The 21829-nt window shown below is 69.3% G+C and carries 23 protein-coding genes; 17 read left to right on the top strand and 6 right to left on the bottom strand.

Annotation, left to right across the window (positions count from 1 at the left end):
• Window positions 1-30: 30 nt before the first annotated feature.
• The 3 genes from AB0P35_RS12965 to AB0P35_RS12955 all read right to left on the bottom strand — a co-directional run bounded on the left by AB0P35_RS12965 (window position 31) and on the right by AB0P35_RS12955 (window position 1655).
• Window positions 31-615, bottom strand: coding sequence for a hypothetical protein (locus tag AB0P35_RS12965; RefSeq protein WP_363509990.1), 585 nt, complete (start codon window positions 613-615; stop codon window positions 31-33).
• Between the two features lie 150 nt (window positions 616-765).
• On the bottom strand, window positions 766-1065 hold the full coding sequence (locus AB0P35_RS12960) for a hypothetical protein (RefSeq protein WP_363509988.1): 300 nt from the start codon (window positions 1063-1065) through the stop codon (window positions 766-768).
• An 80-nt stretch (window positions 1066-1145) separates the two neighbouring features.
• Complete coding sequence (locus AB0P35_RS12955; RefSeq protein WP_363509986.1) at window positions 1146-1655, bottom strand: nucleoside-diphosphate kinase; 510 nt, start codon at window positions 1653-1655, stop codon at window positions 1146-1148.
• A gap of 427 nt (window positions 1656-2082) precedes the next feature.
• On the opposite strand from AB0P35_RS12955, the gene AB0P35_RS12950 reads away from it, so the two are divergent.
• From AB0P35_RS12950 to AB0P35_RS12930, 5 genes are all read left to right on the top strand, one after another.
• Window positions 2083-2748 carry an NUDIX domain-containing protein gene (locus AB0P35_RS12950; protein WP_363509984.1) on the top strand — a complete coding sequence of 222 codons (666 nt, stop codon included), beginning with the start codon at window positions 2083-2085 and terminating at the stop codon, window positions 2746-2748.
• Window positions 2745-3161 (top strand): NUDIX hydrolase, encoded by a 417-nt coding sequence (locus tag AB0P35_RS12945; RefSeq protein ID WP_363509982.1) that lies wholly within the window; start codon window positions 2745-2747, stop codon window positions 3159-3161. Before AB0P35_RS12950 ends, AB0P35_RS12945 begins: the two co-directional genes overlap by 4 nt.
• A 572-nt stretch (window positions 3162-3733) precedes the next feature.
• Window positions 3734-4978, top strand: coding sequence for a methyltransferase, FxLD system (gene fxlM / locus AB0P35_RS12940; protein WP_363509980.1), 1245 nt, complete (start codon window positions 3734-3736; stop codon window positions 4976-4978).
• Window positions 4979-4982: 4 nt separating this feature from the next.
• Window positions 4983-5360, top strand: coding sequence for a hypothetical protein (locus AB0P35_RS12935; RefSeq protein ID WP_363509978.1), 378 nt, complete (start codon window positions 4983-4985; stop codon window positions 5358-5360).
• A gap of 268 nt (window positions 5361-5628) precedes the next feature.
• The gene (locus AB0P35_RS12930) at window positions 5629-6396 is read left to right on the top strand and encodes a hypothetical protein (protein ID WP_363509976.1); all 768 of its coding nucleotides are present in this window, start codon (window positions 5629-5631) and stop codon (window positions 6394-6396) included.
• Window positions 6397-7401: 1005 nt separating this feature from the next.
• Here AB0P35_RS12930 and AB0P35_RS12925 read toward each other — a convergent pair.
• Window positions 7402-7806, bottom strand: coding sequence for a hypothetical protein (locus AB0P35_RS12925; protein ID WP_363509974.1), 405 nt, complete (start codon window positions 7804-7806; stop codon window positions 7402-7404).
• A gap of 259 nt (window positions 7807-8065) precedes the next feature.
• On the opposite strand from AB0P35_RS12925, the gene AB0P35_RS12920 reads away from it, so the two are divergent.
• The gene (locus AB0P35_RS12920; RefSeq protein ID WP_363509972.1) at window positions 8066-8989 is read left to right on the top strand and encodes a hypothetical protein; all 924 of its coding nucleotides are present in this window, start codon (window positions 8066-8068) and stop codon (window positions 8987-8989) included.
• A 224-nt stretch (window positions 8990-9213) separates the two neighbouring features.
• Here AB0P35_RS12920 and AB0P35_RS12915 read toward each other — a convergent pair whose 3' ends face one another.
• Both AB0P35_RS12915 and AB0P35_RS12910 read right to left on the bottom strand, forming a co-directional pair.
• Window positions 9214-10365 (bottom strand): XRE family transcriptional regulator, encoded by a 1152-nt coding sequence (locus AB0P35_RS12915; RefSeq protein ID WP_363509970.1) that lies wholly within the window; start codon window positions 10363-10365, stop codon window positions 9214-9216.
• A gap of 39 nt (window positions 10366-10404) precedes the next feature.
• The gene (locus AB0P35_RS12910) at window positions 10405-11046 is read right to left on the bottom strand and encodes a hypothetical protein (RefSeq protein ID WP_363509968.1); all 642 of its coding nucleotides are present in this window, start codon (window positions 11044-11046) and stop codon (window positions 10405-10407) included.
• A 161-nt stretch (window positions 11047-11207) separates the two neighbouring features.
• Here AB0P35_RS12910 and AB0P35_RS12905 point away from each other — a divergent pair, with 161 nt between their 5' ends.
• From AB0P35_RS12905 to AB0P35_RS12855, 11 genes are all read left to right on the top strand, one after another.
• The gene (locus AB0P35_RS12905) at window positions 11208-12374 is read left to right on the top strand and encodes a hypothetical protein (RefSeq protein WP_363509966.1); all 1167 of its coding nucleotides are present in this window, start codon (window positions 11208-11210) and stop codon (window positions 12372-12374) included.
• A 373-nt stretch (window positions 12375-12747) separates the two neighbouring features.
• Entirely contained in the window at window positions 12748-13347 is a 600-nt protein-coding gene (locus AB0P35_RS12900; protein ID WP_363509964.1) for a hypothetical protein, read from the top strand.
• Complete coding sequence (locus AB0P35_RS12895; RefSeq protein WP_363509962.1) at window positions 13347-13688, top strand: hypothetical protein; 342 nt, start codon at window positions 13347-13349, stop codon at window positions 13686-13688. Before AB0P35_RS12900 ends, AB0P35_RS12895 begins: the two co-directional genes overlap by 1 nt.
• Window positions 13688-14158 (top strand): hypothetical protein, encoded by a 471-nt coding sequence (locus tag AB0P35_RS12890; protein ID WP_363509960.1) that lies wholly within the window; start codon window positions 13688-13690, stop codon window positions 14156-14158. Before AB0P35_RS12895 ends, AB0P35_RS12890 begins: the two co-directional genes overlap by 1 nt.
• Window positions 14159-14267: 109 nt before the next feature.
• Window positions 14268-14519 carry a hypothetical protein gene (locus tag AB0P35_RS12885; protein WP_363509958.1) on the top strand — a complete coding sequence of 84 codons (252 nt, stop codon included), beginning with the start codon at window positions 14268-14270 and terminating at the stop codon, window positions 14517-14519.
• Window positions 14512-14940, top strand: coding sequence for a hypothetical protein (locus tag AB0P35_RS12880; protein WP_363509956.1), 429 nt, complete (start codon window positions 14512-14514; stop codon window positions 14938-14940). The genes AB0P35_RS12885 and AB0P35_RS12880 overlap by 8 nt, the downstream gene beginning before the upstream one ends.
• Window positions 14941-15091: 151 nt before the next feature.
• Window positions 15092-15658 (top strand): hypothetical protein, encoded by a 567-nt coding sequence (locus AB0P35_RS12875; protein WP_346143405.1) that lies wholly within the window; start codon window positions 15092-15094, stop codon window positions 15656-15658.
• A gap of 212 nt (window positions 15659-15870) precedes the next feature.
• The gene (locus AB0P35_RS12870; protein WP_363509954.1) at window positions 15871-16245 is read left to right on the top strand and encodes a hypothetical protein; all 375 of its coding nucleotides are present in this window, start codon (window positions 15871-15873) and stop codon (window positions 16243-16245) included.
• 176 nt (window positions 16246-16421) lie between these two features.
• Window positions 16422-17015 carry a hypothetical protein gene (locus AB0P35_RS12865; protein WP_363509953.1) on the top strand — a complete coding sequence of 198 codons (594 nt, stop codon included), beginning with the start codon at window positions 16422-16424 and terminating at the stop codon, window positions 17013-17015.
• Window positions 17016-17279: 264 nt separating this feature from the next.
• Entirely contained in the window at window positions 17280-20993 is a 3714-nt protein-coding gene (locus AB0P35_RS12860) for a hypothetical protein (protein ID WP_363509951.1), read from the top strand.
• Window positions 20993-21826 (top strand): hypothetical protein, encoded by an 834-nt coding sequence (locus tag AB0P35_RS12855; protein ID WP_363509949.1) that lies wholly within the window; start codon window positions 20993-20995, stop codon window positions 21824-21826. The genes AB0P35_RS12860 and AB0P35_RS12855 overlap by 1 nt, the downstream gene beginning before the upstream one ends.
• Window positions 21827-21829: the final 3 nt, after the last annotated feature.

The following is a 21829-nucleotide window of genomic DNA, read 5'->3' as shown; positions in this document are numbered from 1 at the left end:
TTTCTGGTGGTCCACCGCGGTGAGGGGCTCCTACCGGATCGGAGCGGCCTGTGCCTCGCGAGCCTTGCGCTCCTGTTCGGCGGCCTCGAAGGTGGCAGCGAAGTCAGCAAGCTCCTGCTCGCTCATCAGCGTCACGCCGAGCTCGAAAGCGACGTCGACGATCTGGGCGGACGCCTCGTCGCGGGCGGCGTCCGAGGCACCGTCGTCGAGCAGCACCTCGAACTCGGCGTGGTACCCCCATGCCTCGCTCCACTTGAGCGCGATCTCCACGCCCTGGAAGCGGAAGTTGTGGCGGAAGTTGAACGCCTCGTGCATCGCGCTCTCGAAGCCGAGCGCGTTGAACACCTTCACGGCCGCCGGGACGTCCTCGCGGGCGATTGCGAACTCGGTCTCGGAGAAGGCGGCGCCCTGGCCGATCTTGCTCCCCTTGAGGGTGATCTTGGCAGTGCCGGCGGCCGTGTTGTCCGTGACCTTCAGCAGCTGCTCGGGCAGCACGTAGAAGTAAATGTGCTTGGCGTCGTCGCCCAGGTCCTCGCCGTCTTTCCTCAGGCGGTCCATGAGCCCGGAGTGGGTCTCCTTGTCGAAGCGGGCGCGCATCTCGATCTCGACAGCCACGGTCGGGTCTCCTTGTTTCAGGCATGGCGGATCCAGCCGAACCAAGACGAGGTGGCCCCTGGCTGGTTCGGATGGGGCGGTATGGAGTGGTGGGTGGTGCCGGGCGGTGCGGCCGACCGTTACCTCGTCGGCCGCAACGCCCGAAATCGGTCAGCCCAGGTCGCCGAAGCGCTCCCGGATCACACCGGCGTGCAGGTAGTTCGGCAGCGGGACGCCGCCGACCGCCACGCGGGTGGTCGCCACCTGGTCCTCGGTCTCGTTCGGGAAGCCCTCCAGGAGCTGGAGGCACTGCTGGACCCATTCGCGGGACTTGGGCCAGTCGTCGGCGTCGCGGAGGCGGACCGCCAGCGCGTAGGCGGTCTCGGTGGCCGCCCAGCGGTCGGTCGCCAGCTCGCGCTGGAAGGTCGACTCCAGTTCCTCGGCGGAGGCCAGGCGGGTCTGGTTGCTCATGGTGCCCTCTCAGATCAGACGGTTATACCCCGGTGATGGTCAACGCGGCGGCGTCTCAACGGTGACGCCGCGACCTGCCGTCAGTTGGTGTAGATCTCGGCCAGCGTGCGGTAGTCGTACAGCTCGTCCTTGGCGAACCACAGCTCGACTTCCTGCGCGGCCTCCTCCTTGTTGCCGGAGGCGTGGACCAGGTTGGCCACGGCCTTGCCGACGGCCACGCTGCCCGCAGAGCTCATGTGCGAGAGGTCGCCGCGGATTGTGCCGGCTGGCGCCTGGTTCGGATAGGTGCTGCCCACGATCTTCCGAACAGTGGCGATGGCGTCGTAGCCCTCCAGAACCAGGGCGATGACAGGCCCCTGCTGCATGAAGGTGGCGGTGAGGTTGTAGACCTCGGCCCCGAGCCGCTCTTCGAGATCGAAGTAGTGCTTGCGGGTGAACTCCTCGTCCATCCACTTCATCTTGACGCCGACGATCTTCAGCGCGGCGTCCTCGAAGCGCGAGATGATCCTTCCCCCGAGGCCGCGTACCAGCGCGTCGGGCTTGAGCAGAACGAGCGTGCGCTCGACCGTGTGAACATGGTTCTCGGCCATCAGTTCCCTTTCAGCTATCTGGCAACCAGAGGTGACGAACAATCAGCCCGTCACCGACTGAGGTTACCGGCGCTGGCGAGCCACTCATGGCTTCCAGCCGTGTCCCTAGAACGGGTGAACCCAGCGAGGCCAACGAAGGTTCACCTTGAAGGGCTGCCGACACGGCGGTCGCGTGGGCGGAATCGCCCAACTCGGTGTCCTGCTTCGGGTACTCACCTAGAATCTCCGAGGGGAGTCGGCGTGTGTGCCCCTGATGCTCCTGGGGGCTCCCCAGTGATCAAGTCGCCGAGCCGGGCTTGTCCTTGGGGTGCTGACGACAAGTCTTCCGGTGCCCACGCCGCACGGCGATGAAGTGCCAGTGCAGTCGATGTGCATCTTCTACGCATGCCTCATGCACTGCAGCGGTCACGATGGAGAGGGAACGGCGTTGGACGTCATCGAGGTCTGGAGTGGCCGGTACGCCTGTCTGCTCCAGTCCGCCTTGCGCCTCACCAACGAGGCGTTCGCCAACCAGCTTGGGATCGCCGTCCGGACCGTGGCCACATGGCACTCTGACCCCGTCGTCGTACCGAGAGCAGAGATGCAGCAGCTGCTCGACGCAGCCCACGAGAAGGCGCCCGACGCGGCCCGCCGGCGCTTCGCCCTCCTGGCAGCGCGGGAAAGCGGTGGTGGGGCCACGGACTCCGGCACTCCAGCTGCCCAGGCTCTACGAGTGGCCATCTCGGTTGTCGTCCGGCAGGGCGACGTACTGCTGGTCTGTCGGCGTGAGGACGACGCATCCGGGATCACGTGGCAGTTTCCGGCTGGCGTGATCAAGCCCGGTACGAAGCCGGAGATCGCGGCTGTCCGGGAGACGCTGGACGAGACGGGGGTCCACTGCGCAGTTCGCCGGATCCTCGGCAGCCGCCTCCACCCGGTGACCGGGGTCTTGTGCGAGTACTTTCTGTGCGAGTACCTGGCAGGAGAGGCGACCAACAGTGATGCCGTCGAGAACGTCGATGTGATGTGGGTTCCGCGAAATTCGGTGACCCGCTTCATCGACGCCGATACGATCTTCCCACCCATCCTGGTCGCCCTGGAGGAGCAGACGTGACACAGCAGACTGCCGAGGAACGTCCGGGAATCGCTGCTGCGATCGTGGTCAACGACGGCCGAGTCCTGATGGTCCGGCGCCGGATCAGCGAGGGTCAGCTCTCGTGGCAGTTCCCGGCCGGTGAGATCGAGCCGGGTGAGTCGCCCGAGCAGGCCGCCATCCGAGAGACCGCGGAGGAGACCGGGCTCAGCGTGACAGCGATCAAGCTCCTGGGAGAACGCGTTCATCCGAAGACCGGCCGGCTCATGTCGTACACGGCCTGCGAGGTTGTCAGCGGAACGGCCGAGGTGATCGACACGGAAGAGTTGGACCAGCTCGCATGGGTCGCTCTCTCGGAGATCCCTGAGTACGTGCCCTATGGTCTCTACGAGCCGGTGCAAGTGCACCTAGAAGCGGCGCTTGCTGACGACTGAAGGTCATCACTGCAGTCGACCGGTTGCGTAGGTCGCGATAAGACATAGCGCTCTACCTATCTACCTCCTTCGCGCATCTGCAATGCGCGAAGGAGGTCGCCAGGATCGTGGTGGAGGTAGCTGTCACGGCGGAGGGAGTTGCCTGCCGCCTTGGGCCCCGGTCTTCACCGATGGCGTGGGCAGTGGATCGGGGCTTGGGTCCACCTCGGTCGGCAGCGCCCGCGGTTGCTCCCGAGCGAGCCGCCGAGCTGGCGGCCTCCATGTGCGGGCTGATGACTGCCGCCACCCGTCAGCTCGCCGAGCCTAGCCAGCCGCTCGCCAGTCACGTGTTTCCTGGGTCACCGCCCTCGAGGAAGCCAGGCAGAGCCTCGCGCTAATCCCGCGACAGCCACCTCGCGCGCGGGCTGCGTGCCGTCCGCACTCATCTGCTCCTCTTCAGCGCCAACCGGGCCGGACTGCGTGTCGAGGACCAATTCGCCATGGCTACACGCGCGTTGGATGTTGTCTTCCATTTCGGTGAGGACTCCGCGTCCTCGCAGTCAGCCATCCGCACAACCACTAGGGTCGCCCATGTGACTACTCCCAGCGACACGGCCGCTACCTCGTCCGCGGACCAGCTGCGCGATGGCCTCACCAGTCGGCTCCTCGCCCAGAAGGCCATCAGCACCACGACGGTGGAGACTGCGTTTCGCACCGTGCCCCGCGAGCACTTCCTGCCCGGCTTCCCCATGGACGTGGCCTACGCGGACTACCCCACGTACACGAAGGCCGATGGCTCGGGTGTCCAGATCAGCGCCGCCTCCCAGCCGTGGATCGTTGCCATGATGCTCGAACAGCTCGCCGCCCAGCCCGGCGAGAGGATCTTCGAGTCCGGCGCCGGAACCGGCGTCAACGCCGCCTACCTCGGCGTCATCGTCGGCCGCGACGGCCACGTGGTGACTGTTGACGTGGACGACGACCTGGTGGACGGCGCCCGCAAGCACATCGCCGACGCCGGCGTCACCAACGTGGACGTCGTCCTCGGCGACGGCGCCCTCGGCCACCCCGCCACCGCCCCCTACGACCGCATCATCGCCACCGTCAGCACCAGCGAGATGCCCACCGCCTGGCTCCAGCAGATCAAGCCCACTGGGCGGATCGTCCTGCCGCTGCGGCTGCGCGGCACCGCCTCCCGCTCGATCGCCTTCGAACGCGGCGAAGGCGGCTGGTGCAGCGCCGACAGCCAACTGGCGGTGTTCATGCCGCTGCGCGGCAGCATGGACGACGCCCGCCGCACCGTCACCCTCACCGCCCAGGACGACGTGACGCTGCAGGTCCACAAGGACCAGACCGATGCGGTGGACGCCGACACCCTGCTGGGCGTCCTCGATGGCGAGCGTCACGAACGCTGGACCGGCGTGAACCTCCCTGCCGGCACGACCTACGAGTTCATGGACCTGTGGCTGTCCTGCACGCTGCCCAACGCCCTGATGCGCATGAGCGTGGCCGACACCGCCCAGGGCCGCGGTGTCGCTCGGATGTTCGGTTGGGGCTCCATGGCGACCGTCAGCGGCTCCTCGCTCGCGTACCTCACTATCCGCCCGGCCGAGCCCGGTGAGGACGGCCGCAAGGCGTACGAGACCGGTGTCGTCGGCCACGGCCCCGATGGCGCCGCGCTCGCCGACCTCGTGTCCCAGGAGATCCGCACCTGGGGCACCACCTACCGCGACCGTACGGTGCGCTTCGAACTCCCCGATGCCCCGGTCACCGCCGACCCGGCCGCAGGCATCTTCGTCCTGCCCCGCCCCAACCACCCGATCACCGTCATCTGGGAGTAGCGGCATGCAGCTGACCGGAGCGATAGCCCAGCGCTTCCCGCTGGTCGCCCGGATCCGGCCCGCATGCATGCCGCTCGAGGCCGACGCCGGCACCCGGCGGACAGATCCGGGCCTGGCATCCACCGTCTTCAACCAGGCTGCGCTGCTCGCGTCCGACCTTGCTCTGCCGGACGTGGCTCGCGACCTTGGTCGCCAGCACGTCACCTTGTACCTGCACGCCCGCTCCCCGCGATTCGCGCGCAGTGATGCCCGACAACCAGCGAAGGAGACGGTCGGCCTGGTCTTGATCGTCATGGTGGAGGGCGTGGCCTGCCTGGGCCACCCGTACTTGTCACAGAGGAGCCCCGTCAGCGGCTTGAGAGCGCACTCGAGGGATGCCTGAGACGCCACTCGGCCCACCTTGGCCGGCCGCTCCTTCCAGTCAAGTACACCGAGACTGGCGTCCATGCCGACCTCAAGGGCCGGGTTCTGATTGGACGTCAAGTCCGGTGGGTTCGTCCAGTCTTCCGAGTGGCTATACGTCTGGATCGTCCCTGACCTGGATCTTTGCGTGACCTAGGTGTCCGCGACGTGTGATCCCGGATGTCGCTGCCGGGGCTCATTAGCCTTCACCACAGGACAGTGCTGGGTTCGTGGCCGAGCATGGAGATATGGACAGAGCCACCCAGGTGAAATTGAAATTCGACCGTTCTCGGTATCACATATCGTCACTCTCCAGCGAAATCGGCTCGTATTTAGCGCGCGAGCCGTTTGCAGTTCACGACGCGGAAGATGCTCAGGGCGATCTTGTGTATCGCGTAACTGTCCGAGAGCATCCACCGATCGAGCTGAGCCTCCTACTTGGCGACGCTATCCATAATGCCCGCGCGGCCCTGGACTATCTTGCCCGGCAACTGGTCGAGGCTGGCGGTGGCGCTCCCAATAGGGACACTGCCTTTCCAGTCGCCGCAAGTGCGACAGCCTTCGCCGATCTCTGCAAGAAGGCACTGAAAGGCGCATTGCCTGCCGCAATAACCGGCGTGGAGTCTCTGCATCCCTATTTAGGAGGAGACGATCGGTTCTGGAAGCTTCACAAGCTCGACATCGCAGACAAGCACCATCTGCTCCTCACCGTGGGAGCGGCTCATGCATCTGTGAACGTCTCCTTCGGCCTCCCCGGCGGGGAGGAGGCCATCGTGCTTCCTCTGCTCCCAGTCAACCGGGCATACCCCCTCCAGGACGGCACCGAGATCTTTCGGGTAATGAAGGCCGCGAGAGAGAGCGCCACTCAAGGCGTCGGCGGAGCGCATTCATTCAGCTTCGATGTGGCCTTCGGTGATGGTGTCGTCGTAAGCGGGGAGCCAGTAATGCCAACGATCAATAATCTGGTGGGGGGCATCGAGGGTGCGGTTGCCCCTCTCTACCAGTTCATTCAGTAGCACCACGCTAGAGGAGAGCGGGGCAATGGCCGTTATTTCATAAGGGGGCTGAGACGTCTGGGCGGCCCCGATAGGACTGCCCGACGTCCGTTCGTTTCATCGGCTGCACCCGGATGTCGTCCAAGACCAGGCGACTCCACACTGGCACCACCTCTCACGCCACGTGACGACGAAGCTTGCCGGGATCGGTAAAAGCGAGCGAAAGGCCGCCGATATTTTTCACTCTTTTGGCGGTATTGGCTCGCCCAAATGGGTCCATCTTTTGGCGGCTTTGCAGCGCATTTTTCGTCCCGGCACACTGGTCGCGGAGCGGCGCCGCCCATCACTCAGTCAGCGAGGGAAGGGTGCTCTGTGGGAAGCATGGAACGGCGGCGGAGTGTCGCGCCGTCAAGGGGAGGTTGGACGCCGACGGAGGCGATAGAGCTGACTCGCTCGGCGCTGGCGGTCGGTGTCATGGTCGTGATCCTCATGCGGCACCCGCAGTTCGATGCCGCTGCGATGGTCTACTTGGCACGGGATTTGCTGGGATCGCGGTTCCGGTGCGACGGGTTGGCCGCCGGTAGGCATGGGGATGGCCCGCCCCGGGGAATGTGACGGGCCGTAGGTGAGGCGCTTCCGGGCACGCCGGAAGCGCCTCCAACTATAGGTTGCGAAACTTCCGCGCCCGCTCGACCGCGGCGACGGCGGACTCGTCGGTGCCGTGTGCGTCGACCCGCGCCAGCACGTGAGTGGAGAGCATGCCTCACCCCCGTCCGCGGTCCCCTCGTCCTCGTCGGCGAACGCGGCCCGTAACTCCTTGGCAAGGTCGGTGAGCATGCTGCGCACCTCGTGCCCGGACGTGCCGGCGTCGATCTCGGCGAGCCGTGCCGCTCTGGCCAGATAGCCACCGATGGCCTGTGAGTGGTGCCGCTCGTCCGCGCCCGGCGGGTCGTCCGAGACGACGTTGACCGTGTCGCCGGTCGGCAGCAGCTCGACGCGCACATAGGCGTCGGCCTCGTGCTTTGGTCAGACGGCTGGGTTGCTGGGTGCGGGGCGCAGGTTGGCCGCCATGAAGACGAGTGCAGCGGCGGTCGACCCATCAACCTTCTGCGGTGCGGCAAGGATGGCCGTGAGCGTTCGGCCGATGTGCTGATCGAGGCGGTACAGGCACACGTGCGCGGTGCCGTTGTTCGGCAACTGCGCTGGAAAGTAGCCAACTTCAGGGATCGAGTCGAGCGCAGACCCGACCGATAGAGCGATGCGCCGGCCGGCTTTCTGGCGGCCGAGCATGTGTACGAGCTCGGACATGGTGACCACGCACAGACCAGGTGTGGGTCCGAACGCCTTCCAGGCGCCGGACGATTGGCCGGCGTCAACGAGCGCCAAGACCTGATCGCGCAGCGCCGGTGCTGTAGTGGAGACGGAACTCATGGGGCTGATTGTGCAAGGTTCGAGCGTCTCGGGGAGGGCGATCAGAGGATTCGGGGACGCGGGCAGCCCGCCGCTAAGGGTGACGGACTGTAGGTTCGTGGGTCTTTCCGGGCGCGCCGGAAGCTAGATCATGGAGAGGTAACAGCGTAAGCCTGTTCGAAGCCTTGCCCTTGCCGAACCTCGGGAGGCGCCAGCACCCATCACTCGCAACGCTGTTGTGCAGCTGCGGCGCGCCGTGTCTCGGCTCTACGGTTCTCGTATGGTCTTTGAGCTTGAACCGCCCCCGCGAGCGACAGACATCGCGCTTACTCCCGAGCTGCTTACCGCCGCCGCCAAGGCTGTCCGGATTTGCCTCGGTCACGTCGGCCCAGTCCTCGCGCGTGGTCTCGCTGGGGCTGGGCTCGACGCCGATCGGCTGGCTATCAAGGCGTCGGCGAACAACCGATCCAAGATCAAGCGGGGACGGCTGTGCCTTCATGAGCTTGCCGTCGATGCTGCCGAGCTTGCTGCGGCGAGCGCAGTTGATCACCTGTATGCGTTTGCGGCCGACCTGACACGCGAGCCTCTGCCGGTGCTCTCGCACCTCACCCCCGTACGCGCCGCCCTGGAGGCCGGCGGGCTGTTCGGCCACCTCGCGGACCGCACGGACGACGTGTCGCTACGGCTTGCCCGTATCGCGGGCATGTGGCTTGTCGACTGTGACAGCGCACGTAAGCTCGCCACCTCGCACAACAGCACAACCATGATCGCGGACGCGCAGGCGACAGAGTCGAGCCTGCATCGCATGCTCGACGACGCTGGCGTGACCTGGCGGCGGAACGGGCAGGGCAAGCCGATCAATGTTGCGCTTGACGGGCAGGTCGTGCCGCGGGCTGACATCGGGGTCGCGGCCGGCACTCGGAAGTTCCTCGGGCCGGCTGCTGGAGCGTTTGACCCGTATAACTCGCTCTCAGGCGGTGCTCATACCCGCCCGTGGATGCACGGCGGCAACAGGGGGACGGGCGCCGGATCTGTGCTTACCGCGGTATGGGTAGCTCGGGAGGTGCTAGCTAGGTTCCTGGTGCTGTGGGGCACGTACGCTGGGCAGGACGTCGGCACGGAATCGGCCAAGGTGCGGCAGGCACTCACCGGGGTTCTCAACCGTGCAGCAGCGGGAGACTTCGCGAGCAGCGCGCGAGCGTAGCGCGTCGTGTGGACGGGCGGGCCCTGATTAGGAGGCCCGCCCGTCCGGCTGCGCCGGTGACCACGGGCGCCGAGCAGGCCCCATCAAATGATCAAGACCGCCGACACCCGCCCTCGACCAGGGGGGTTTCGCGATCCTGGCCACGCCAGAGCCTCGACCAGCAACTTCAAGTTGAACACAACTCATTGAGATACGACGGCTTCCGATCGGAGGCTTTCCGATCCTTAAACGACGGTCAGTTGCGGCCGCGCGGCAGGTGTTGTGGGTGTCTGTCGCCCGCCGTCCTGGGCCGTGACGACGAGGCCGAAGACTAGGTCATTCAGGTCGCTCACCTGCAGGTGCAGGTCGCAGGCGACGTCGGGGAGTCTCACGCCCTCAGCGCGCAGCGCGCCGAACACCTTGGCGAGGACCTGGGAGGTTTCCCGCTGCACGCCTCCGGGCTCGGCCTTGCGGTACCCGAGGCGGCCGAGCTCGACGCAGTGGGTACGGTACTGCCAGTCGGTGGACAGGCCAAGTTCGTGGAGGCGGTGGGCCAGGGCCATCGCGGCGACCTTCCAGTGCCGCTTGGCCTGGAGGATCCAAGCCGTTGAGGGGCCCTTGGGTGCTCGGGCGAGGACATCGGAGGCGGGCATCAGCAGGGCGGCGGCGAAGCGGTGCGCCTCGGCTTCGGCATCGGGGCCGTGCGGGATCTGTTCCTCGCCGTGCAGGACGAGGTGGCCGAGTTCGTGGGCGGCGTCGAAGCGGCTGCGCTCGGCGGTCTTGCTGGTGTTCAGCAGCATGAAGGGCATGCCGCGATCCCAGAAGGAGAACGCGTCGACCTCGGTGCAGTCCCGGGAGAGGGAGAACACGCGCGCGCCGTGGGCCTCGCATAGGTGCAGCATGTTGCCGATGGGTGCGTGGCCGAGCCCCCAGCGTGCTCGGACCAGGTTGGCGGCCTCCTCTGCGGGAGGGGTGCCGGTGCCGGCCTCACCGGGCAGAGGGATCTCGGCGGCGCTGTTGGGGCGGCAGCGGCTGAACGAGGTGAGGGACGGCAGGTCCGGGGCGGGCAGGCGGAACCTTTCGCCGATCCAGTTCTGGAGGTTCCAGGCGAGGCGGCCGCTGCTCAGCGCGATGTCCCGCTGGGAGGCGGTCATCTTGCTGAGCGCGCGGAAGCTGACGGCCGCCACGGGCAGGTCCGCGACCTCGTCGGCGCGGAAGAACGATTCCGGGAAGTCCAGGGCCTTGGCCAGTGCGTTCAGCGATGCCGGGCTTGGGTTTGCCTTTCCGCTCTCGTAGTCGGTCAGCCGCCGGGCGGTGATCCCGGCGAGCTGGGAGAGACGAGTAACGGTCAGGCCCCGGCGCTTGCGCGCCAGGACGAGCCGGGATGCGGTGATCATGGGAGAGCCTGGATTTCGGGTGGTGGGTGGGGGCTGGGGTCAGCCGAGTCGTTCAACCGGGATGTCGATGCCGCTGTTGGGGTCGATCGCGTCCTCGAACGGCGTGAAGCCCTCGAAGTCGATCCAGGGCAGGATAATCCGTTCGTTCCACAGGCTGATCTTGCCGTGCTCGCCGGTGCCCTCCGGGAGGGACACTTCGGCGTGCAGACGGACGCGGCCTTCGAGGTTGACGTGCTGGTACAGCAGGAACCAGGTTGGGATGCCGTCGCCACTCTCCTCGGCGTCGAAGCCGACACCGGGGATGAGGAGTTGACGGTTGGTTTCGACGCGGCCCATGACAGCCGAACCCTTGGAGTAGCGGGTGGTGGGCTTCAAACCGGCGATGCCAGTCTCCCGGCTGCCACTGGAGACGGTGAGCGCGAACTCCTCGGACGGGGCGACGAGTAGCGGCACGTTGCGGGGGCTCAGGACTGACCAGCCCTTTTCCTTGTACGTTTCCCGTAGGAAGCGCACAGTACGACCCCAGAAGATGTTTCCTGGCAGTGAGACGGGGTCCAGCAGGGTGCAGAAGTTCCGCTCGGCCTCCGCTCGGCGCAGGGCGTCGTGGATCTCCTCGATCGTCAGCCCAAGCTTGCCCAGCCGTTCTGCAACTTCACGGTCCCCGGTCCACACAACAGTCATGCCGCGCCCCTCCGGATCACTGAAACTTCCGGATACTCTCCCTCATTTGAGGTGGAAAATCAAGAAGCGAAGCAGGTGGGCGGCGTGTCTCCAGATCTTTCGCAAACGGCGGATCTTCCTCCGTGTGCCGAGGTGTCGGCGGGGCTCCGTATTCTCCCGGCATGAACTCCGTGCGCGCCAGGCTCTGGCGGACCAAGCCCCAGTTCGGTTCCGACGGGAAGGCCGTGACGGTCGTAGCCGCAGAGCTCGGCCGGGGCGTGCTGCCGGTATCCCTCGCTCAGCTCGTCAACGTCAACGCCCTGGCGTGCGACCTGCGCAAGGTCATCGACCAGGGCGTGCGGGACGGCGAGATCGCATTGCTGACCAGCTACGTCGCCGAGGCGATGGACGGAACGCCGCTCACCGCGCACTACCCGAGGCTCATCGCGTCCTCGCGTCACATCCGCAGTTTCGTCAGCGAGTGCACTGGCCTGGGAGTCATGTCGGCCGTCAGCGAGGCCCTGTTCGAGTGGAAGCCCGGGAAGCGGACTCTCAACAGCTTCGACATCCTCCCCAGGCAGCTCAAGGGCCTCTACGGAACCTCGGGGCCTCGCCCCGACCTGCTGTTCCACCTGCCCGCCGGGCCAATGGCCGGGGAGGCGCGCGGGCGCAGCCGCAGCTCCAAGATGCCGTTCCCGGTAGCGAGCACTGCCGACCAGCGCAGCCGCATGGCGACTCTCGCGAACTGGTCGAAAGACCAAGGTGACCACGCCTACTTCATGAGCTGGGTGTGGATTGGGCCCGGCGGCGTGGTGGTCGACGTGTTCCTGCCCGACGATGACACGCTGGTTGATGGAATGGTCAAGGGCTGGATGACGGAGAGCGGCGGCGAGACCTGGATCATGCCCGCGCCGCGCCCCCGGGAGCGCCCGGCCACATTCCACGTGCCCGACGGCGACGAAGGGATGGACGTCCATGGCGGCCTTCTCGGGACCTCAGAGGATGACTCGATCCGGATCGAAGAGGCCGTCGAGCTGGCCGACGCCTGGGCGGACTCGGCGATGAACCGGCTGTTCGAGCGCAGCCCTGCCACGGTGGGCACCGTCGCAGGGGTCCCTGTCAGGGGCCAGTGGATCCAAGGCGACCGCATCGGCCCCGCTACCCACGAGGTCTTGGTCGGCGTCCTCGCCGAAGGGCTGCCAGTTGATCACCGCGCCCGGCGCCGGGCCGCCTCCACCCCCGGCCGGCTGGATGCTTTCCTAGACGGACGGCTGCTGACCGTGGCGCGCCGCCTGGACGAGGACAGGCCAGCCTGGGACCGGATCACCGAAGACCTCCTCAACGCCTGACGGCCCGCTCGCCGTTCACCGTCGCTCTGCTACGACGCGGCGGCTTATCCTGCGGCCGAGCTGCGGGGGTAGGGGGGAAGGAAGTACGTAGGAAGGAAAAGGAAGGAAGGGGTTCCCGCACGGAAACCACTGTGTTTCCCCGGCGGAAGCCACGGCTTCCGCCCGCTGGGTTCCCCCGGGGGAACCCATGTGTCACCGCGCACCTGGGACGGCCCCGAATCCTGGGAGAGCGAACTCGGGCTGGTCTACTCCTCCAGGAGCGCGCGAAGCTGCCCGTTCGCCGACTCGAAACGCTGCTCCGAGACGACACAAGTTCTGCTGCTGCCTACCGTCTCCACCATGTCGCCAACCGGTGGAAGAGGAGGAGGGTGCTGTGGAACTGATCGTCACGGCGGAGGACGTTGCTCGACGCCTGGGCTATGAGAGCCCCCTTGCCGCTGAGGTGCGACAGCGGCTCGAGACCGCCATCGAGGATGCGCAAGACGCCCTCGTGGCCCACCTCGGTCGTCCGCTGCTCCCCGCCGAGTACAGCGAGAGCGGCGTCCAAGCCGGCCCCGAGGGCTGGATTCTGCACCACACCCCCGTCGTCACCGTGCTCTCCGCGACGGCGGACCCTGACTCGCGGTCCGGACCGTTCGGCGTGCCCACGTACACCGTCAAGTACGTGGCTGGCATCGACGCCCGATCCGACCCCGAGACGGCCCCGCTGCGCTTGTGGCTGCGCGCCACCGCCTGCCACCACCCGGTCCTGGCCGATGCGCCGATCCGGCAGCGTCGGGTCTCCTCCGCGTCCGTCGAGGGCCAGTCGGTCAGCTACGACACCACCGCCGAGCCGTCCATGCTCCTCACGCCACCGGACCTTGCCCTCACCGACCGGTGGCGGCTGCGCGGCCGCCGCGTCTACCAGGCCCCTGTGCGGCCGACCCCGCCCGGGCTCACCGTCCCTGGCACCGCGCGCACGCGGAGCATGTGATGGCCGTCCACCTCGCTGACCGGCAGCTCGGTGCCCGTACCAGGGGCCTGCCGGTGCTCGACGCCTACGGGGACGAGATGGCTGGCCCCCTCGGCGACCTGCGGGGGCCGTGGCCCGGGCGCGCTCAGCCGCAGCCCGACGGCACCTGGCACCTGGCCCTGGATCCGCGCGTCGGCACGCTGCTTGTCGGCGACCTGGTGGTGGAACCCGCGTCCGGGACCGAGTGGACCGTCTTGGTCGCCGACGAGCTGAGGAACACGGCCGATCCCGGACTCACCTACGTGCGCGTCACCGGCCGGCCATGGACCGCGGGCGGCACCCGAGCGGAGGGCCACCCCTGATGGCGCGACTGGAACTGCCCCCGGACATCGAAGCTCGCCTCGCGCCGCTGGCAGCCCGGCATGTCGAACGGCTGGCCGAGGAAGTGGCGGCCGAGGCCCGGCGTCTGGCTCCCGCCGCGAAGACGTGGCACACCCGCGAGGACGGGCAAGCCCGGCCCAGCCACCAGGCCGCCGACGGCCAGACGGTGCCCGCCCCGGTGCCGTTCCACGTCGGCGAAGCGTTGCTGGACCGGCCCCGAGACGCGAACGGCCAGGTTGAGGAGACGGCAGGGTGCCGGTGCACGGTCACCGAGGACCCGGAAGCCGTCGCGGCGACCATCACGGCCGGCAAGGCCGCCATTCTCGGCTTGCGCGCCGAAGCGGACGTCTCGTGCGACTACCCGCGGGCTGCTGAGGCTGAGTTCGCCGACGGCGCGGGCACGCACTTCATGAGCGGCGCCGCCTCCCAGGTCGCCGCCCGGCACCGCTGAGGCCGCAGAGGGAGGACAGGGCCCGGCTCTGCGTGCCCCGGCGGGACGGTAGCCGCGCCGGCTTGGTTTCCTTCGCCCGGTCATCCCATCCCCGTACGAAGGAGCCGTCATGGCTGACACCGACCGGATCCGGATCGCCCTCGCCCACCACCTCACCCGGGAAGGCGAGCAGCTGGCCCCGGGCGACGAGATCGACGTGTCGCGCGACGAGGCCCGGCAGCTGGTCTCCGCCGGGTACGTGGCCGGCGTCGATCCGTCGGATCCGCAGGCTGTGGCGAAGGCGCTCGCGCTGGAGCCGGCCCGCAAGCAACTCGCGCCGAAGCCGCCGGCGGACAAGGCCGAGGGCAAGGCGAGTGCGTGATCTCGCGTCTCTCGACGCTGAACTGCTCGCGGTGGACTGGCTGTCCAACCATCATGAGCTGACGGCCGTGCTCGGCGGCGCAGGCAGGGTCGGGGCGCGCAACGCCCCGCCCTACCCGCGTATCCGCATCGCCCAGATCCCGGGCGGCTCCGCTCCGGGATGGCGCTGGCTCGGTACGTTCAACCTCCAGGTCGAGGCTCTGGGGGACCTGGACCGTTCGACGGCCCGGCCTGCGCTGCGACTGGCGTTCACGACCGCGGTGAAGGCCCTGCACCAGCTGACTGCGCGCCCTGCCCTCCCCGGGCAGCCCGTGGTCACGTTCGTGCAGGCCCTGTCGACCGGGGGGTGGCTGCCCGAACCGACAGGCCAGGGCCGGTACGTCGGCGTCGTGGCGCTGACCGCCCACCCGGCCGCCGGCTGACCGCCAGCATTTCCGCGAGTTCTGCGACAGCCCTACGCGCGCGGGGCGCCATGGCCGGCCGGAGGCCCGGCCGGGGACGGCGCGACGCTACGGCGGGGCGCGGCCTACGGTCCGCGCAGTCCTACCGGTCCGCCCCAAGGAGAGATCGACCGTGCCTACGGAGAGCATGTTCGTCGCCCAGATGGCGCGGCTGTACCTGGCGGTGCCGGGTACGGCCGCGCCCGCCGATCCGATCGTGGCCCTGCCGGCTGCATGGAAGGACGTGGGCCTGTTCAAGCCTGGGTCGCTGGAGTGGAACACCGATCCGAAGTTCGAGGAGATCAAGTCCCACCAGCTTCGGTACACCGCGCGCACCATTCAGACCGAGGACGCGGCCACGGTGAAGGTCGAGCTTCAGGAGTGGAACGCCGCGAACATCACCGCTGTGTACGGCGGCGGGGCGGTCACGAGCGTGACCCAGAACGGCAAGACGTTCTACCGGTACGCGCCGCCGGCCGTCGGAGGCCGCACCCAGTTCGCGGCCGTGGTGGAGCTGATCGACGGCTCCAAGCACTACCGGCGGATCATCCCCCTGTGCGAGCAGGTCGCCTCGGTCAACCAGAAGTTCCCCAACGACGCCGAGTCCACGCTCCCGCTGGAGCTCAAGGTCGTCGGTGGCGCGGTGGGCGACCCGTGGTACGACCTCACCGACGATCCCGGGTTTGCTCCTGCCGCCTGATCTGCGTGTCCTGTAGCCCAGTTACCGCTGTGCCCACGGCGTGCTGAGCCACCTACTGTGGGTCCTGTCGGTCCGGCCGTCCCTCACCCCCCTGGGGAGGGCCCGACCGCTTCCGCGAAGCCCCGGCCATCCCCTCGGCCGGGGCTTCGCTGTGCCCATCGCCCACCAGCGGCGCGGAGGCTGGCCGGACCATCGCATTCAGGGGAGGAACCGTGGAACTGCCATACCCGGAAGGGACGTTCGTCCGGCTGGACGAGGAGGGCGAGCACACGCGGTTCGGCACGCTCGTACAGCTGGCGCCGGGCTGGTACGGCATCCAGCAGCGCCCGGGCGGCCGGGTCGAGGCGATCCCTCCCGGCAGCGCACGGATCCAGGCGTGGGCCCGACGGCGGGTGAGAGTCTTCTTCACCGAGTCGTGCATGTGCGAGTGGGGGCCGTGCGGTCCAGGCTGGCGGTGGTACTCGGAGACCGACGGGTGGGCCGGGAGGGACGAGTGGCGTGAGCGGCTGTACACCACGCACTCCGAGGCGCTGGCGGCCGCGCTGGAGTGGCTGCGCACCGAGTACGCGGCCCTGACGGTCGCGTAGCCACCCTCAGCCGCCCGATCACCACCAGGGAGGAGCCACGGTCAGCCGTGGCCCCTCCCGCCGCGTCTACCGGCCTTCCTTCCGGCCGGTGCCCGGCGATCCCTCGGGGCGACGCTAACCCCGGGCCGCTCCTAGCGTCTGCCGCGATCACCGCCCGACAGACCGAGGAGCCGTTGATGCCCGGGATCGATCTGGACGCCGCCCGCGCGCGCCGCCTGGCCGCCGCCGCCGACAAGGCGCGCGCCGCGCAGGCCGAGTACACCGTCGGGGAGGAGCCCGTCATCTTCGGCGGCGCCGAGGTGGCCGTCCTGCCCGCCGAACTCCCTCTGGAGGTGTGGCAGCCGTTCGTCGGCATCCCCTACCTGCCGCTGCTGCTGCGCAAGCTCGTGGAGGCCGCCCAGTCCAAGGGGGAGCAGCAGGCCGAGGCCGCCGGCCTGATCGTGGACGTGCTCGGCTCCGAGCCCAGCCTTCCGTCCGACCTGATCGCCGCGTTCGGGGAGATGGGCCGCCGGCTGCTCGGGGCGGACGGCTACAGCCGGCTGATGGCCGAGCGGCCCAGCCACTCCGACGTGGTGGAACTGGCGCGGTACGCCTGGTCGAAGTACATGGGCGGGGGTGCCGGCCTGGGGGAACTCATCGGGCCGTCCGAGACGCCTTCGAACGCTGGGACGACCTCGAAGCCGACCTCCAGCGCTTCTACCACCTCGATGCCCGCGGTGTCTGGCGACGGCCCGGTGACCCTGGATTCCTTGGTACCCGCCGCCTCCTGACTCTGATAAGGGGACTGCCGGCGGAGGCGCTGCTGCGCCGGGACGCTGGCGAGGTCGGCTCCGACCGGTGGGGCCTGACGCAGGAACTCCTCGCGCAGGCCGTCGAGCTGATCTCGGTGCTGGCGGCGGAGCGCCGCCTGCGGAAGCCGGTCGAGCTTCCCCGCCCGGCCCATCTGCGGGCTGGCCAGATGCACGACGCGGGCGCGGGCGAGATGGCCCGCGCAGTCGCCGTTCTGCGCGGCACTACCAGGAAGGCGGTCCGCAATGGCGGATGAGATCGACTCGGGCCGTCTTCGGGTCCAGGTCGTCGCGGACCTGTCCGGGTTCGCGCAGGACGCGCGGGCCCGTGTTGATGCGGCGACCCGCAACCTCAAGGCCAGGGTCCGTGTCGACGCGGACACCACCGGCCTGCGGCAGCGAGTGCAGGCCGCCGCGCAGGCGGCCAAGGCCCGGGTCCAGGTCGGCGTCGACCTGGACACCGACGGCCTGAACGCGAAGATCCGGGAGGCGACGCGCGGCGTCGCGTACCTGCGGGTCGTCGCTGCCCTCGACAACGGCGGGCTTAAGGAGCGCGTGCGGGCCGTCGCCGAAGCAGCGTCCACGCGGGTCCGTCTCGGCGTGGACGTGGACGCGGCGAGCCTGCGGTCCCAGGTGCGTGCCGCCCTCGCCGGCATGTCCGTCAAGGTCAAGGTCGAGGTCGACACCGCGGCCGCGTCCGCCCGCATGGCGGCGTTGCGGACGATGGCGGAGCGGCCCGTCAACGTGCCTCACAGCCCCAGTTCCGGGGGCGCCGGGGCCGCTGGGGGCGGTCTGGCTGCGGCGGCCGAGGGACTGGGCTCCACCGTCGCCGGGCTGGCGCGCCTGCCCGCGATGGCCTCCGGTGCCCTTGCGCTCGGACAGGCCCTCACCCAGGCTGCCGCCGGCCTGTTCGCCATGGGCTCCGCAGCCGCCCCCGCGGTCGGACTCCTCGGTGCACTCCCCGGTGCCATGACCGTCGCCGCGCAGGGTGCCGGCACCGTGCTGGCCGCGTTCTCCGGCATCGGCGCGGCCGTGAAGGCCCTCGGCCAGGCCGATACCCAGGCTGCCGGATCGGCGACTGCTGCCGCTCAGGCCCGCCAGGCCGCCGCTGACCGGGTCGCGGATGCCCAGCGCCGTCTCGTAGCGGCGCAGCGGGACGCAGACGAGCAGTCCGTCAACGGCGCCGAGCAGGTCGCGCAGGCCCGGCGCCGGCTCGCCGATGTCCAGGAGCAGGCGGCTGCGGCCGTGGCAGCGGCGGACCGGCAGCTGGCCCAGGCCGAGCTGACCGTCACCCGCGCCCAGCAGGCGACCACTCGGGCGCAGGAAGCCCTCAACGACGCCCGGCGGGAAGCGCAGCGCTCCCTGGAGGACTTGAACCGCGACCTTGCCCGTGGGCCGCTGGAGGAGCAGAAGGCTCTCCTGGGCCTGGAAGAGGCACGGTCGCGCCTCAACCAGGTCGACACCTCGCCGTTCGCGTCGGAGACGGACCGGCGGGAAGCGCAGATCGCCTACCAGGAGGCGGTCAACCAGCTCGAGGACGTCCGTACCCGCAACCAGCGCCTCGCCGAGGACGCCAAGAAGGCGAACCAGGAAGGCGTCGAGGGCAGCGACCGGGTCACCTCGGCCAAGGAGCAGCTGACCCGCGCTCAGGAAGCCGAGCAGGACGCCGTCCGGGGCGTCCAGGACGCCGAGCAGCAGGCAGCCCGCGCCCGGGTCGAAGCTGTCCGCGAGGTGCAGGACGCGCACACCGAGCTGGACCGCACGGTCCGCGAGGCGCAGCGCCAGCAGACACGTTCCGCCGAGCAGATCGCCGACGCCCAGCGGGACGTGGCGCGGGCACTGCGCGACCAGTCCCAGGCGCTTTCGGGCAACAGCTCGGCGGCCAACGCCGCCGCTGCCGCGCTCGACAAGCTCTCCCCGGCCGGGCAGCGCTTCGCCCGGTTCCTGCAAGGCACCGTGATGCCGGCCCTGAGCGGGCTTCGCGACTCCGCGCAGGAGGCACTGCTTCCGCCGCTGGAGCAGGCCATCGACCGCGGCCTGCAGCTGCTGCCGATCTTCAACAACGCCATCTCCCAGACCGGCCAGGTCCTTGGCCAGGCCGCCATCCGGGCATCGGAGCTGGCCACGTCCGGCCCCTGGCGGGCGGACCTCGCGCAGGTGGCCGCCACCAACACGCGGGTCATCGGCATGCTGGCCAACGCCGGCCTGAGCGCCGCCGACGTCCTGCGGAACATCACCGTCGCCGCCGGGCCGCTGGTGGAGCGGCTGGCCGGCGCCGCCGAGCGCGGCATGGCCACCGCCGCCGCGTTCGTGCAGACCGCCCGCGACGGCGGGCAGCTGAGCGCGTTCTTCCAACGCGCCGGGGACACCGGCGCGCAGCTGTGGGGCATCCTGCGGGACATCGCCGTCGGGGTGTTCAACATCGGCCAGGCCGCCGCCCCGGCCGGGCAGACCCTGCTGAACTCCCTGTCCACCGCCGCCGCGAGCTTCCGCACCCTGACCGGCGAAGGCGAGACACAGGCCAAGCTGGCCGGGTACTTCGCCAACACCGTCCCCGTCGTCCAGGAGATCGGGCGGCTGGTCGCAGCCGTCGCCGTGGCCTGGTTCAACTTCACGAACAACCCGGCACTCGCCCCGCTGATCGCCCGGCTGCGCACCGAGTTCCTGCCCGCCGTCACAACGCTGGCCGGGGCGCTCGGAAACGGCCAGCTGTGGGGCCAACTGCTCAGCCTGATCACCTCGGTGGCGAACATCGCCGCCGAGCTCGGCGGCCTGGGCAACACCCTGTCCGGGTTCCTGTTCGTCATCCAGGCCGTCGCCTCCGCCGTGCAGGTGCTGCTGTCGATCCCCGGCATGGGCCCGTTCGTGTCCGCGCTGCTGACGATGGCCGGTGTGGCCGGCGGGATCATGGCCGTCTCCAACGCGATCGGCGCCGTCCGCGTCGCGATGCTCGCCCTGTCGGCGAACCCCGTGATGCTGATCGTCGCCGCAGTCGCCGCCCTGGTGCTGGCATTCGTGACGGCCTACCAGAAGTCCGAGTGGTTCAGGAACGTCGTCAACGGCGCCATCGGCGGCCTGGTCGACGGAATCCGCTTCGCGATCGACGGCCTGGTCGGCTTCGTGAAGTGGATCTGGCCCACCCTGTCAGGGATCTTCGCCACGCCGATCCGCTTCTGGGTGAACACCGTCTACGACGGCGGCATCCGCAGGCTGTGGAACTGGATCGCCGACTCCTTCGGCCTGGGCAAGCTGCCCAGCTTCACCGTCGGGTTCGCCCGAGGCGGTGTCGTGCCCGGGTACGCGCCCGGCCGCGACACCGTGCCCGCGATGCTCAGCCCGGGCGAGGGCGTCCTGATCCCGCAGGCCGTGCGGCAGCTCGGTGGAGAAGGCGGCATCACCGCGCTCAACGACGCCGCCCGTGCCGGCCGCCTGGCCGACGCCGGCGCGCCCGTCCAGGGCTACTTCCTCGGCGGCCTCGTCGACGGCGCGATGGACCGGCTGCGCGGCTGGGCCTCCGGCGCCCTCGCCAAGGCCCTCAACCCGCTGCGCAGCTGGTTCAACTGGATGCCCGACAACGCCTGGGGCGACATGATGCGCGGCATGGTCAACCGCGCCGTCGACGGCGTGCTGGCCTTCGTCCGTGGCTACGCCACCGGCGGCGTCGTCCCCGGGTACGCGCCCGGCCAGGACTCCACCCTGGTCCGGCTCAGCCCCGGCGAAGGCGTCCTCACCCCGCAGACCGTACGCGGTCTCGGCGGCACCTCGGCCGTCGGCGCCCTCAACGCCGCCCGCGGGCAGCTTGCCGACGGCGGTCAGGGCGACCGCATCGGCACCGTCATCTCGCCCGGCGCGATCGTGCAGTACATCACCAACCCGCTGCCGGAGACCCCGGGCGAGACCGTCAACAACCGGCTGCGGGCCCTCGCGAGCTTCGGCCTGTTCGACAAGGAGAGCGCCTGATGGCCCGGGAACGCTGGCTGGTGGACGGCTACGAACTCACCGACGGCCTCGTACGGGACGTGGAATACCGGTCCGGCCTGAACACGACGCCGGCCGTCGTCGGCGCCAACGCCGCCGTGCCCAACCGGATCGGTGAGTTGTGGAGGCCCAAGCACCACGGCCCCGGCAAGTTCACCCTCGCCCTGTGGCTGGCCCCGCGAGCGGGCGGCTGGCAGGCCGTCGAACAGGCCTGGGAGGACCTGTTGCGCGCCATCGCCCGGCCGCACCGGCTGCTCACCTTCGAGCGGTACACCGCAGCCGGGCAGCTCCGCCGCTGCCAGGGCGAGGTCCTGTCCGCCCTCGCGCCGACCTCGCTCGGCCAGAACGGCATGCGGGTCGGCGTGGAGGTCAACGTGCCCGCCGGCTACTGGGAGTCCGGCGACATCGCCTTCGAGGCCACCGCCCCCGGCTCCCCGCTGCCGCAAGACCTCGACCTTGATCCGTTCACGGACGCCACCGCGCCCATGGAGCAGCTCGCCTACCGGATCACCGGTCCGATCACCGCCCCCACCGTCACCGACACCAGCGACGGGCCCGGCCGCAACGGCGACTCGTTCACCTACACCGGGCAGATCGCCGCCGGCCAGTCCCTCACCGTGGACTCCGCCACCTGGCAGCTGACCGGCACCGGCGGCCTCGTCCCCGACCCGGCGCGCCTGACCAACACCGGACCGGCATTCCTGCGCCTGGCCCCCGGACGTCCCGGCATGCCGCCGAGCGTGCGCCTGACCGGCACGAACCCGGGAGCCGGCACCCAGCTGACCGTCACCGGCCGCCGCGCCTACCTGACCTGACAC

The sequence above is a fragment of the Kitasatospora sp. NPDC085879 genome (assembly GCF_040686255.1).
Taxonomy (GTDB): Bacteria; Actinomycetota; Actinomycetes; order Streptomycetales; family Streptomycetaceae; genus Kitasatospora.
The sequence above is the reverse complement of the archived record's forward strand: the minus strand, read 5'-3'. Positions and strand labels throughout refer to the sequence as shown.